Source organism: Paenibacillus sp. MB22_1 (assembly GCF_047200555.1).
Lineage (GTDB): Bacteria > Bacillota > Bacilli > Paenibacillales > Paenibacillaceae > Fontibacillus > Fontibacillus phoenicis.
Genome location: NZ_JBLADV010000001.1, coordinates 2,148,163 through 2,160,142 on the forward strand (window position 1 = coordinate 2,148,163; position 11,980 = coordinate 2,160,142).

The 11,980-nt window shown below is 50.9% G+C and carries 13 protein-coding genes; 2 read left to right on the forward strand and 11 right to left on the reverse strand.

Annotation, left to right across the window (positions count from 1 at the left end; all coding sequences use genetic code 11):
* Positions 1–40: 40 nt before the first annotated feature.
* The gene (locus ACL02P_RS10150; RefSeq protein ID WP_009227150.1) at positions 41–1,369 is read left to right on the forward strand and encodes an IS1380 family transposase; all 1,329 of its coding nucleotides are present in this window, start codon (positions 41–43) and stop codon (positions 1,367–1,369) included.
* Positions 1,370–1,592: 223 nt separating this feature from the next.
* On the opposite strand, the gene ACL02P_RS10155 is transcribed toward ACL02P_RS10150, so the two are convergent.
* The 3 genes from ACL02P_RS10155 to ACL02P_RS10165 form a co-directional block, all read right to left on the reverse strand.
* The gene (locus ACL02P_RS10155; protein ID WP_009227047.1) at positions 1,593–2,684 is read right to left on the reverse strand and encodes a GIY-YIG nuclease family protein; all 1,092 of its coding nucleotides are present in this window, start codon (positions 2,682–2,684) and stop codon (positions 1,593–1,595) included.
* Positions 2,681–3,229 carry a phosphodiesterase gene (gene yfcE, locus ACL02P_RS10160; protein WP_009227048.1) on the reverse strand — a complete coding sequence of 183 codons (549 nt, stop codon included), beginning with the start codon at positions 3,227–3,229 and terminating at the stop codon, positions 2,681–2,683. Before yfcE ends, ACL02P_RS10155 begins: the two co-directional genes overlap by 4 nt.
* A gap of 289 nt (positions 3,230–3,518) precedes the next feature.
* Entirely contained in the window at positions 3,519–4,601 is a 1,083-nt protein-coding gene (locus ACL02P_RS10165) for an FAD:protein FMN transferase (RefSeq protein ID WP_009227049.1), read from the reverse strand.
* A 449-nt stretch (positions 4,602–5,050) separates the two neighbouring features.
* Between ACL02P_RS10165 and ACL02P_RS10170 the strand changes: the two genes are divergently transcribed.
* The gene (locus tag ACL02P_RS10170; RefSeq protein ID WP_232282375.1) at positions 5,051–5,467 is read left to right on the forward strand and encodes a sulfite exporter TauE/SafE family protein; all 417 of its coding nucleotides are present in this window, start codon (positions 5,051–5,053) and stop codon (positions 5,465–5,467) included.
* A gap of 60 nt (positions 5,468–5,527) precedes the next feature.
* Here ACL02P_RS10170 and ACL02P_RS10175 read toward each other — a convergent pair whose 3' ends face one another.
* From ACL02P_RS10175 to yfkAB, 8 genes are all read right to left on the reverse strand, one after another.
* Positions 5,528–6,076, reverse strand: coding sequence for a CueP family metal-binding protein (locus ACL02P_RS10175; RefSeq protein ID WP_009227051.1), 549 nt, complete (start codon positions 6,074–6,076; stop codon positions 5,528–5,530).
* Positions 6,077–6,148: 72 nt separating this feature from the next.
* Positions 6,149–7,237, reverse strand: a complete 1,089-nt coding sequence (locus ACL02P_RS10180) for an AI-2E family transporter (protein ID WP_009227052.1) — start codon at positions 7,235–7,237, stop codon at positions 6,149–6,151.
* 519 nt (positions 7,238–7,756) lie between these two features.
* On the reverse strand, positions 7,757–7,954 hold the full coding sequence (locus ACL02P_RS10185) for a hypothetical protein (protein WP_339301873.1): 198 nt from the start codon (positions 7,952–7,954) through the stop codon (positions 7,757–7,759).
* Positions 7,955–7,996: 42 nt separating this feature from the next.
* Positions 7,997–8,566, reverse strand: coding sequence for a manganese catalase family protein (locus ACL02P_RS10190; RefSeq protein ID WP_009227053.1), 570 nt, complete (start codon positions 8,564–8,566; stop codon positions 7,997–7,999).
* Between the two features lie 52 nt (positions 8,567–8,618).
* The gene (locus ACL02P_RS10195; protein ID WP_009227054.1) at positions 8,619–8,897 is read right to left on the reverse strand and encodes a spore coat protein CotJB; all 279 of its coding nucleotides are present in this window, start codon (positions 8,895–8,897) and stop codon (positions 8,619–8,621) included.
* Positions 8,898–8,901: 4 nt separating this feature from the next.
* Complete coding sequence (locus tag ACL02P_RS10200) at positions 8,902–9,120, reverse strand: spore coat associated protein CotJA (protein ID WP_009227055.1); 219 nt, start codon at positions 9,118–9,120, stop codon at positions 8,902–8,904.
* A gap of 187 nt (positions 9,121–9,307) precedes the next feature.
* Positions 9,308–10,672 (reverse strand): hemolysin family protein, encoded by a 1,365-nt coding sequence (locus ACL02P_RS10205; RefSeq protein ID WP_009227096.1) that lies wholly within the window; start codon positions 10,670–10,672, stop codon positions 9,308–9,310.
* A gap of 31 nt (positions 10,673–10,703) precedes the next feature.
* Entirely contained in the window at positions 10,704–11,843 is a 1,140-nt protein-coding gene (yfkAB, locus tag ACL02P_RS10210; RefSeq protein WP_009227095.1) for a radical SAM/CxCxxxxC motif protein YfkAB, read from the reverse strand.
* Between the last annotated feature and the right edge of the window lie 137 nt (positions 11,844–11,980).

Sequence of the window (11,980 nt, forward strand, 5' to 3'; positions counted from 1 at the left end):
GAAAATCATAACTTTTCCAATTTCACCTGAGAGGTGCTCTATGAAGATCCAATTTGTCCGCTCGAAAGAGTTAATTCTCTCTACTCACGCCGGTCTTGCAACCGTTGGCGCTTTGCTTGCGCATACTGGACTTAGAAAGCGCCTGAATCATACAAAGATCAAAAGTATGAAAACACCGATTCATTCCCACGCCGATGTCATGAAGAGCTATCTGGGCCTGCTCTGCCAAGGCAAGAGCGACTTTGACCATATTGAGCCGTTTCGAAAAGACGATGTATTCACAATCTGCCTTCAGCTCCAAAAAGTCCCCTCCAGCCCGACTCTTCGCCAGCGTCTTGACGCCGCAGCACAGACGCCGGAATGGAACCGGATTTTACTTGAGGAATCCGCTGATCTCATTCGCAAGGTAAAGGCTCCATTAACAGGGCTGACAGCAGGTGAAAAGGCTTATGCGCCGCTGGATATCGACGTATCTCCTTTCGACAATTCCGGCACAAAGAAAGAAGGCGTATCTCGTACTTACAAAGGGACTGACGGCTATGCTCCCATCTTTGCCTACCTGGGCCAAGAAGGCTATGGCGTTAATGTGGAACTGCGTGAGGGCAGTGTGCATTGCCAGAAGGGAACAGCCGCATTTTTAGAACAGAGCATCGCATACGCCAAACGTGCAACGGACCTGCCGCTGCTCATTCGCATGGACGCTGGAAACGACAGCGCCGAAAATTTGCATGTTTGTCATCGCGAGAAAGCCGACTATATCATCAAGGCCAATCTCCGCAGAGAACCGAAGGAAATGTGGCTGCGCATTGCGGAAACGACGGGAATCGCCTGCCAGCAGCGCGAAGGAAAAGTCGAATATATCGGCGCGATAGAATTTCGCGAAAAGGGATTCGACCGCCCCCTTCGCCAAGTGTTCCACGTCATTCATCGAACGATTGATCGGGATGGACAAGTGTTGCTGTTCCCGGAAATTGAAGTGAGCGTCTATTGGACGTCGCTTCGCTGTGCCCCGTCACGAGTGATTGAGCTTTACCGCGATCATGGGACAAGTGAGCAATTCCACAGCGAAATCAAAACCGATTTGGATTTGGAGCGTCTGCCTGCAGGAAAATTCGCAACGAATGATCTCGTACTGCATGCCGGCTTGTTTGCCTATAACCTTCTTCGAATCATCGGCCAGGAGAGTCTGCGTGAGCATGACTCGCCGATTCGAAACAACGTGCAGCGTCGCCGTATTCGTACGGTTATCCAGAATATTATTTACATGGCGGCAAGATTGGTTCGACATGCGCGAGGTATTCGATTCAATTTCGGCTGCAACAGTCCGTGGTTTCCCGTTATCCGTCGTATTTACTGTGCCTTTACCTGACAGGATGGAATGTTATAGGGGTCAATAAGGCCTTGTCAGCCAAGGTCTGTTTGATCATGCGCTCCATCAGAGTGCGATCTCATTAAACAGTTTGTCAGCGTCAAAAATCGCACATTTTACAATAACAACCAGATTTTCAATCGAGCAATACAAAGCGTCACGGATTCAGGCATAAGCTATTATTGTAAGCGCTGTCAATAGAAAGATCATTTCATAGATTCTTTCAGATGATCGCTTCTAGCAGATGTGCGATCCGGGCCGTATCTGCGGCTTCAATCCATGCCTGTGGAATCCGCGCGAAGCGGCACTCACTGCTTTGTAAATAACGGTAGATGATCCGAGCCTCATCAATTTCATCTCGGGTAGGTTTGCCCGTCAGGGGAGGAGAGCTATGGCTTAGACAGGCCAATGCCTTCTCCGCCATTTTCAGAGACAGAGAGGCTCGGGAGCTTCCTTCTGAAATTTCAACCTTCCGGCTATACAGGATCGTATTTCGCCGCAATATGAACCACTTGGCCTTCCGCTCACTCCAACGTTCCAGGACCACGAAATTCCCGTTCTGCTCAACAAATCCGGCGATCTCCTCTTGTCTCGCAAACAGATCGATGGCATGAAGGGCATCCCTGAGTTTGGCTGCGGCTTCAAAATCAACCCGTTCGGAAAAGTCCCGCATTCGTCCCTCCAACTCTTCCCGGAGGCTGGAATCCGAGCCATCCAGCAGCGCAGCAAAGCGGTTCATCACGCAGTTGTTGAGTTCAACCGCCTCCCCGCCCAAACATGCGCCGAGACATAAGCCCAGCGAATGGTTCAAACAGGGTACTCCAGTGGGAGCGGAACGGGGACGGCTGCAAGCGATACGCAAGGCTTCGCGAACGCTCCGGACTGCCGCCTCCACAGAATGTCGGCTCGCCGAATAAGGTCCGTAAACTTGGCGGATTCCCGGGGCCTCCGGCACATCGACGACCTCCAGGTCCCAAATCCCGTCCGTGTCGCGGATCACCAAATAGACATAACCGTGCGGACTCTTCATCTTTTTGTTATACATCGGCTTCAGTTCTCGAATCAGCCGGCACTCCAGCATCAGCGCTTCGAATTCGGTGTCGGTCCTGAGGATCTCCAAATCCTTGACGTTATGCGCCAATCTCTCGACCTTCTTGGAGCGGTGACGGGAGGCATGAAAATAAGAGCGCACTCTTTGCTGCAAGTTCTTCGACTTGCCGACATAAATGACGCCTCCCGCCGCGTCCTTCATCAAGTACACCCCCGGCGCGGCCGGGAGGGTGCGCAGCTGCTGTTCGACCCGTTCGTTTGTCATGGAGCAAACTCAATCCGTTTGATGATCTCCCCGGCAAAATCCTTAACGATAAACGCCCCTGCCTTCAAAATGCCATAGGAATTAGGGAAATTCTCCTTCGGCAAGGCGATAGACCCCGGGTTCAGGACATAGATGCCGTCTTTGACGTCAGCCACTGGCACATGCGTATGTCCCTGAATAAACACGTCACCCGGCGCCAACGGCGGAAGCTGCTCGATGCTGTATCCGTGCCCATGCGTGACGTAAATACGGCGTCCTTCCAAGTAGAGCATGGCATAATCCGCCATCATCGGAAATTCCAGCAGCATTTGATCCACTTCTGCATCGCAGTTCCCGCGAACAGCGATCAGGTTATGCTTATGCTCGTTAAGCGTTGCCGCGACCTGCTTCGGATCATAGCCGTCAGGCAGCGGATTTCGCGGCCCATGATACAGGAAATCCCCCAGCATGATGATTTGATCGGGCTGCTCCTCTGCCGCTTTGGCCATCGCCCGATCCAGCCAAGCGCTTGACCCGTGGATATCCGAAATCAACATCAATTTCATCAAAACCAACTCCTTACCTCTTTCGTTTTAGTATAAAGGAAGAAAGAACGTCTGGCGAAACACACTGAAATTTATCATCGGAGGTACCTTGTATGAAGTCCATCAAGAAATGGGTAGTGATCCTTCTAGTCTTTTGGGGGATGTGGAAAATCTTATTTTTCCTACTAAGAGACGTTCTGTTTGAGGTGCTGACGTTCCCAGATCCCTATGCCAATATCCTTAAGACAGCGTCTGATAAGCAAATAAGACAAGAAAGACGTCCAATCGCTTGAACGTCCTTAGCCTTCTATTATTCAACCAGCGTGTACTGCGGATCTGTCACCTTAAACGAATTTTTGATACCGGACGTGACGTAAATTTTGTTGTCTTTTGTTATAAACATCGCTTCCGTCCCGTCATTCAAGTCCTCGATGTATTGCAGCCCTTCCTCCAGGCCCATCACATAAACGAAGGTCGACAGCGCGTCCGCGTCCGTTGCGTTATCCGCCAGAATCGTGACGCTCTTTAGATTATTTTGCGCCGGCACGCCGGTTCTCGGATCCAGTATATGGTGATACATCACATCGTCCTCGATAAAGTAACGTTCATAGATTCCGGAAGTATCAATGACTTGGTCGCTTAAACGGATCGTTCCCATGGTCGTGCCCCGCGAGCTATCCGGATCTTGTAGACCGACGTTCCAGCTGTCTCCATTAGGCTTGTTTCCAATCACGATGATGCTGCTGCCGCCGAGGTCGACAAGCGCGCTCTTGACGCCTTCCGCCCGCAAATAGGCCGCAACCTCGTCCGCCGCATACCCTTTGCCGATGCCGCCGAGATCCAGCACCATCCCAGGCCGTTTCAGAAAGACGGTGCGCTTGGCTTCGTCGACCACTACGTCTTGATATCCCACCAGGCTAAGTTCCCGCTGCAAATCCTCCGGAGCCGGAACATGGGCTCCTTCATGGCCGATATCCCAAAGATCCACCAGCCCGCCGACCGTCGGATCAAACAGCCCGTTCGTCTCTTTGGCGTAATCAAGCGAGCGTTTCAGCACCTTCATCGTATCCTCCGACACTTCAACCGCCTGTTTGCCGGCTTCCTGATTTACTTTGTAGAGCTGGCTCGTCTCCAAGGTCCGGCTTAACTCCTGATCCAAGGTTTTTAGCATCGTATCGATATGATCCAAATGTTCCTCAGCCTTCGGGTCATCATACAATTTGATGTTAACCACCGTATCAAAAATATAATATTGTTTCGAGGCCGGCTCCGCGGCCGTTGGTTTCTCCTTGTTCCCTGCATTCCCCCCGCAGCCGGAGAGGAGGGTCATCAGCATTGCCGTCAAGCCTAAGATCACGGCCCGTTTGCTCCATTTCTGTGTTCGTTGCATCATTTCACCTCATTTGAAAGTTCACGCAGCTTGTTGTTAACTTCCCGTATTGTATAATTTTCATCACACTTCGTCTAGGAAGTACATCACGATCAGCTGGGTACTGCAAGATAAAATGAGCATGAAAAAGAAGCGAGATCGATCTCGTTCCCAAAATGGTCAACTCCAAGCCAAGGTTGAAAAACCAGGAACAACACCAACAAAATTCGGTAAGCTAACGTAAAATGACCAGTAGCAAAATTCTCCTCGAACGCCGCGATAACCTTTCTCCGGTTCGATCAGCCATTACCGGGAAGGGAATATGAAGCTGCGGCCCGGGGTGGTCGTCGGCTTAACCGTTGCAGCGGGAGCGTGGATCAGCTCGGGCTGGTCATCCCTGATCCCCGAAGATCAGCTGGGATATTTGACCTCCGGGATGCTGTTCGCTTTCCGGATTCGCCCTGTGGTTTCGAATGGCCTATGTCTCCCGGCGGCCGAAGACGCCCGAGATCATGGACGCCTCATCCGGCAAAGGCTGGCGCTTTGGGGTGAATGCACCGCTCGTTGGCTTCATTACCGGCGCTTTATCGGGGCTGTTCGGAATCGGGTCGACCCCCTTTATCCAACTGGGGCTGATGCTGCTCCTTGGAATGTCCATGCGATACGCCGCCGGAACAACCATGCTGGTCATTATGCCAATTGCCCTCGCCGGAGGGGCCGGTTACATTACCATCGGGTACCTGGATGTACAATTGCTCGCCACCGTTGTCATCGGCACGATGACCGGCGCGTATATTGGAGCCAAGCTCACGAAGCGCGTGCCTGCGGCTTGGCTAAAAACGTGCATGGTGCTCACCCCGATGCTGGGCGGCGCAATCCTCTTGTTCTAATTATCGATCCAAAAAAAAGGACCCTTCTGATGAGGGTCCGTCATTTTTATACGTTTAGCACTAGCTGAGCTGCAACGAAGTAATGCAGGTTTGATCTCCATCAAATGTGGAGATTTCCGACTCGGCGGTTTTACCGTCATGACTGACTTGAATCCGGTAGGTTTGATTGCGAGGCAGCCACAAGTCGATAAATCCGTTCGCCTGGGACGTCATCTTTTGGTCCAACACGGTATTCCCATTCGCATCGGTGACGTTGACTTGAAACTCTTGCTCCGTCATCTCGCCGCGGCATCCGGTCAAGCTATGAATCTCGCAAGGATGTGTCTGATTCTCGTAAGGCGCGATCGAGACGAAAAATTCGTCCTTCGGCAGTTCATACGTCTTCGAGTCCGCCGTATCCCCGTCCACGATCAAATGGCTGGACGTAATCGAAGCAGACTTAGCGGTGAGTTTACCCACGCTGTAGTCATGAACCATCTGCTTGATGCTCTGAGCGTCTAGAGCTTTTGATTCCGTTTGCTTATCGGCTTGTCCCGTGATAAGAAAATAACTTCCCAACGCGGCAACCACAATGAACCCGGCCGCCGCCAAGATGGTATTGCGTTTCATTATCGGCACCCTTTCGCTACCTAGTATTCGATTGCTTGTTCCTTTCTGAACAATCCAATTATAGCATAATCCTCACAATGTTTCCCATTGCGACCGGAGGAACAGCTTGTAAATCCGCTTCCAGGCAATTTTTAACAGCATATACACCGGGATGACGATCAGCATCCCAATGATGCCAAACCAATTGCCGCTTCCCAAAACGAGCAAAATGGTCGTCACCGGATGGATGTCCAGCTTTTTTCCGAACACGTAGGGTGAGATCACATTATCCTGAATCTGCTGCGCCAACAAAATGATGACCAACGCCCAAATGCCGGTAGACGGAGACTCGATGAGCCCGATAATGACAATGGGAATGGCGGAGATAATCGCCCCAAACAAAGGGATGAAATTCATAATAACCGCAATCGTCGTCAACAACAGCGCATACGGCAGTCCAATGATCAGGAAGCCGATAAACATCAGTACGCCCAACGCTGCGTTTACGATCACCCGGCCGATAATATAATCGTTCAGCGCCTTGTCCATTTCAATGGTAGCGCGATACACTTCTTTCCGATAACGGATGGGCGAGAGCTTGACCAGGCTGCGTTTGAAGCGATGCCCTTCCTTGAGCATGTAGTAGAGCAGGATCGGGAACGTAAACATCACGATCGCGAACTGGGACAAGAAAGAGAAGAAACCGCTCAAGTAATTCGTCAAGAAGGAGATTCCCTGGCTTAAGTATTCCGAGAAATTGTCGGCTAATCCGGAATCGGAAGGAAAAATGGACGCAAGGAAAGGCAATTCTCCCCATTCCTTTAGTCGCTCTTCAAGCAAGCTTATAAATTGGGGGATGTTTTGCACTAAATTGATCAGTTGGGCTTGCAACATCGGCCAGACCACCGCGATAAAGGCCATGGCCAAGATCGCCATAACGACATAGAGGATAAGGATCGCCAAGGACCGACGAATCTTATGCTTTTCCATGTACTGGACCACAGGGCGGAGCAAATAGTAAAAGAAACCGGACAGCAGGAGCGGAATCAAAAGGGCCCCGATGACGGCCTCCATTGGGCGAAAAAACGGCCTCACTAAGGAGAACACATACACGATGGCCAGCAGAATCAAAACAAATTTCGCTCCGCGCGTCCATCTCTCCAGCAAATTCATTCTCATCATCACCTCACTTTGTATAATTCGTCGAATAAAAAAGATCTCTATTCTATATTATTGGTTTTCAGATCAAAAATAAAATTCAGCGGGTTTCCCCCAGCTTATCGAGGTATGGAGTCCGTTGCGTTGCTGTTTAGCGGTAAAAAAAGGCCTTATTTCTCACACTCGCTTCCAAATCAAATGTGGAAATTGATTCAAGGTCAAAAAAGTTAAAAACCTAGAGTGGACTTATTATGCTTGGAATGTTTAAATATCTATAGCCCTGCTGTGGGCCAAAAAACCAGCAATATGTATTTGATGAGAAATAGACATAAACTTCGAAACTTATTTTTAATACTCGGGGTTCTATTTACACTGAATTCTGTATTACTTCTTTATGGATATCTTCAAACGATGCAAGGAGTAACAGACATTAGCTAGAAGAAGAATCATAGACCCTGAAAGAATGCGATAACGTAAAAACAGGAGAGAAGCGGAAAATCGCCGTTTCTCTCCTGTTACCTCGTACCCTACTGACTCCTTAACTCAACCCGCCTGCTGGCCTGCTGCATCAATTCTTGCCTGCGAGGCGTTCGAGCAATTCTTGCAGACTTTCAGCTGTTGCCCTGCACTTGTGTTTTTGACATACAGCAGCTTGATTCGCGTGCTTCCGCACACTGGACACGTTCCACGACCGCGCGAAGGTAAGTTCCAAAGCGATTTTCCACGTTTATTTTTGGCCATGATCAGATCCCCTTCAACGATAAAATAAGTTCATTTCAAAAATTAGAAGAATTTCTTATGCTCCCGATCCTCTTTCAGAATTTCTACCGCTTCACGGAACCGCAAGCTGTGCACGATTTCGCGTTCGCGCAGGAACTTCAGGCTGTCCTGGATATCCACGTCGTCGGTCATGTCGATGAGCCACTGATATGTAGCCCGCGCCTTCTCCTCGGCTGCGATGTCCTCGTACAGGTCGGCGATCGGATCGCCTTTCGCCTGGATGTACGTCGCCGTAAAAGGCACCCCGCCCGCGTTCTCGTAAAAGAGCGCCTTGTCGTGGTTCACATAATACGGATCCATCCCGGCCGCCTTCAGCATCTCCGGCGTCGCGTCTTTGGTCAGCTTGTAGACCATCGTGGCGATCATTTCAAGATGGGCGAATTCTTCTGTCCCAATGTCGTTCAGGAGCCCGATCACCTTGTCGGGAATCGTATATCTCTGATTCAGATAACGCAGCGCTGCTGCCAGCTCCCCATCAGCGCCGCCGTACTGCTCGATCAGCAGTTTCGCCATCCGCGGATCGCATTTGCTGACGCGTACCGGGTATTGCAGCTTTTTCTCATACACCCACATAATTCCTGTTTAACCTCCTTTAGCTTCCCGTCACGGATGGAAGGCAGGAAAGCTAAACCTGCCACGGCCAAGGGCTTTTCGACCATTCCCACGGGAATTTCGAATACGCGCGCCCGAAGTTTTGCAGCGGGCCATACAACTGTTGAAAATGATTTGCGTGCTGCGTCCGCTCCTGGGTCAGCTGATTAAATTGCTGGATCGCGGCAAGATCATCCGGATGCGTATCCAGATACAAATTCAGCTCTACCAGCGCGAAGTCCAGCGCCTGCAGCTTCTCAAGCTTCTCGTAAAACTCCTGATCGAACGGTTGGTTGTTGGGATTTGTCGACATGGGATCACCGTCCTTTTCCCCATTTGGATTCATAAGGGCTGTACAAAGCCGGCCATAACGTACCGTGTCTCAGGGCATCCATCGGGCTAAACTGCGGCAAATTCGGAGGTTGAAAGTGGATAAACAGCTGCGGAGGGGTGCTGTAGGTTTTTTGCGTGATCGGCGGACACGGATCGAATGGGCCAATATACGGGGTCCACACACGTTCTTGAGGATGGTTCAAAGAAACTTCCTCCTTACTTCAAGCATTGGTCATGCAGGCAAGCCACCAAATTTTCCCTGCATCCTACCTATAACATATGACAATCGCCCAAATAATGAACCAGAAGAGACGTATTTTTACAAAAAAATAAACGCCGCCCCTAAATCCCAGGGACAGCGTTATGCAGCCGGATGAAGCTTGTCCGGCTTTATTCCTCTTCGATTTCCTCTTCCGGCTCCTCGACAACGAGGCGGATGACCTTCACGCGCGTGATGCGCAATCGGCTGGCTTCCTCAACCTCGAATAAGAAGCGGTCAACCTGTTTTCTTTTGCCTTTGGCCGGGGTGCCTTCCAACTCCTTAAACAACCAGCCACCGATGGAGTCCACTTCCTCGTCTTCAATGTCGCTGCCGACCAGTTCATTGACTTCTTCGATCAACAAGCGGCCGTCCACCGAATAGACATCATCCGTTATTTTCTCGATATCCGGACGTTCATCCTCGAACTCGTCATGGAGATCGCCAACGATCTCCTCGAGAATTTCTTCCGCGGTCAGCAGTCCGGCCGTTCCGCCGTATTCATCGACGACAAGCGTTACTTGAGAATGCTTCTTCTGCATCAAGCGAAGCACCTGGCTGATTTCCATCGACTCCGGCACGTTCAGGATCGGGCGAACCATCTCCTCCAAACGAAGCGGCTTCTCCGAATCGGGCAGCAGCAGGTCGGTAATATGTACGAACCCGATGATCTGATCCTTATCCTCGACGGCAACCGGATAGCGGGAGTGCTTCGTGTTGGCTACGATTTTCATATTATCTTCCCAGCTCAAATTCGTGTACAAGCAATCCATATCCGTCCGCGGCAGCATGACCTCACGGGCCAGCATGTCGGAGAAGTCGAAAATATTGTCCACCAGCTTCATTTCATCTTTATCGATGACGCCGCTTTTGGCGCTTTGATCCATGAGAATGCGAATTTCTTCCTCGGAATGCGCCGCCTCGCTCTCACTGGCCGGTTCAATTCCAATCAGCCGGAGCGCGCCGTTTGCCGCTGTATTCAAGAGCCAGATCACGGGAAGGAATAAGCGATAAAACATCAACAACGGCCAAGACAGCCATAAGGACGCCGCTTCCGACTTTTGGATCGCCAGCGATTTTGGAGCCAGCTCCCCCATCACAATATGTAAAAACGTAATGATCGCAAAACCGACCGCCACCGAGACCGTGGAGATCAGAGTGGGATCGGTTGCGCCCATCTTATGCATCAGCGGTTCAATTAACAGCTCGGACACCGCAGGTTCTCCGACCCACCCGAGCCCCAGCGATGCCAGCGTGATGCCAAGCTGTGTCGCCGACAAGTAGGTGTCGAGCCGCTTATTGACCTTCAGTGCGTAATTCGCCCGGCGGTTGCCCTCCCGGGCCAGTTGAGTCAGCCGGGATTGGCGAACCTTCACGAGCGAAAATTCGGCAGCCACAAAGAATCCGTTTAAGAAGACGAGAATTAGGACGATCAGTAAGTTCCATATCAGCTTGCCGATTTCAAAATTGGTATGAGCATCGAGGGCTACCGGCATGTCATACGCCTCTTTTCTAGTTTAGTTCTACTTATAGAGCAGCCGCTTTACGCGATTTAAAATCCGTATCTTGATAATACATGTCCGCAACCAAGAGATTCGGGCCGCAGCAACCAGCCGCATCGCAGTGGCAGTTGACCTTCTGGTTTAATGGATGCTCCGTCAGCCAGCGGCTGAAGATCTCGTCCAGCTTCCCTTCCCGCACATTGCCAAAGGCCGGGATGGCAGCAAAATCCGTTACAAAGACATCCCCGGTGAACATATTCACATTTACGCGGTTACGTCCATCCGGATCATTGCGAACGGTCACGTTAGGCTCTTTCCGCAGCCTGCGCAGCAGCTGCAAGTCTTCTTCATTCCCGTTACAAGCAAAGAAAGGCAGCGTTCCGAACAGCATCCATACGTCCGGATCCCGAGCGTCCAGCAGCGAGTGGATCGCCGCTCGCATATCGCTTAACGCCAGCACAGGCAACCCTTCGGCAAAATCGGCCGCATACATCGGATGGACCTCATGTCTTTTGCAGCCCATTTCTACGATCATGCGATGAATCTCCGGCAGTTTGCGGTGCGTCCGATAGTTAATCATCGACTCGGCAGACACGAACATGCCCGCTTCGCTGAGTTTGCGTGTGTTCTCAATCATCGTCTCGTACATTTTATAAGCGACCTCCGGCTTGACCGGGTGTCCGCTGCGAGCGAATCCGATCTCATGGAAATCGCGTTCGCTTGTATAGTTAAACGAGATGTGCATCACATCCAAATAAGGAAGCAGCTTCTCGTAACGTTCATAGTCTAATGTCAGATTGGAATTGATTTGCGAACGAATCCCGCGCTCCTTGGCGTATTTCAGCAGCGGGATAATTTTCTCCTCCACGGTTTGGCGCCGAAATGTCGGCTCGCCGCCCGTGATACTAATCGTCTGCAAATGTTCAACTTCATCCAGCGCCTTCAGAATCAGCGGCAGCGGAAGCTGCTCGGGTTCCTTCAGCACGAGACTGTCGCCAACCGCGCAGTGCTCGCAACGCATATTGCATAAATTCGTTACCGTCAGCTCGACGCTGGTTAAGGCATGACGACCAAACTCCCGCAGGGACAAAATCGGGTCCCATGGATCATAACTCGGGCTGATCGGCCGAATGCCTTCATTTATCGTTATCGTCTGTTTTCTCATTATCCACTACCACCATTTCTATTCCGTCCGCTCCCGCAATCCGGATGGAGTGCGAAAGCGGACATATCTACTGTCGTAAGATGACGTTTCTCCCGTCCTCATTATAAATCTTTTTCCTGGATTTCATTCCAGCTTGA

Coding starts and splice junctions, on each gene's coding strand:
- ACL02P_RS10150 (WP_009227150.1), top strand. CDS start 41: ATGAAGATCCAATTTGTCCGCTCGAAAGAGTTAATTCTCTCTACTCAC.
- ACL02P_RS10155 (WP_009227047.1), bottom strand. CDS start 2,684: ATGACAAACGAACGGGTCGAACAGCAGCTGCGCACCCTCCCGGCCGCG.
- yfcE (WP_009227048.1), bottom strand. CDS start 3,229: ATGAAATTGATGTTGATTTCGGATATCCACGGGTCAAGCGCTTGGCTG.
- ACL02P_RS10165 (WP_009227049.1), bottom strand. CDS start 4,601: ATGATGCAACGAACACAGAAATGGAGCAAACGGGCCGTGATCTTAGGC.
- ACL02P_RS10170 (WP_232282375.1), top strand. CDS start 5,051: ATGGCCTATGTCTCCCGGCGGCCGAAGACGCCCGAGATCATGGACGCC.
- ACL02P_RS10175 (WP_009227051.1), bottom strand. CDS start 6,076: ATGAAACGCAATACCATCTTGGCGGCGGCCGGGTTCATTGTGGTTGCC.
- ACL02P_RS10180 (WP_009227052.1), bottom strand. CDS start 7,237: ATGATGAGAATGAATTTGCTGGAGAGATGGACGCGCGGAGCGAAATTT.
- ACL02P_RS10185 (WP_339301873.1), bottom strand. CDS start 7,954: ATGGCCAAAAATAAACGTGGAAAATCGCTTTGGAACTTACCTTCGCGC.
- ACL02P_RS10190 (WP_009227053.1), bottom strand. CDS start 8,566: ATGTGGGTGTATGAGAAAAAGCTGCAATACCCGGTACGCGTCAGCAAA.
- ACL02P_RS10195 (WP_009227054.1), bottom strand. CDS start 8,897: ATGTCGACAAATCCCAACAACCAACCGTTCGATCAGGAGTTTTACGAG.
- ACL02P_RS10205 (WP_009227096.1), bottom strand. CDS start 10,672: ATGCCGGTAGCCCTCGATGCTCATACCAATTTTGAAATCGGCAAGCTG.
- yfkAB (WP_009227095.1), bottom strand. CDS start 11,843: ATGAGAAAACAGACGATAACGATAAATGAAGGCATTCGGCCGATCAGC.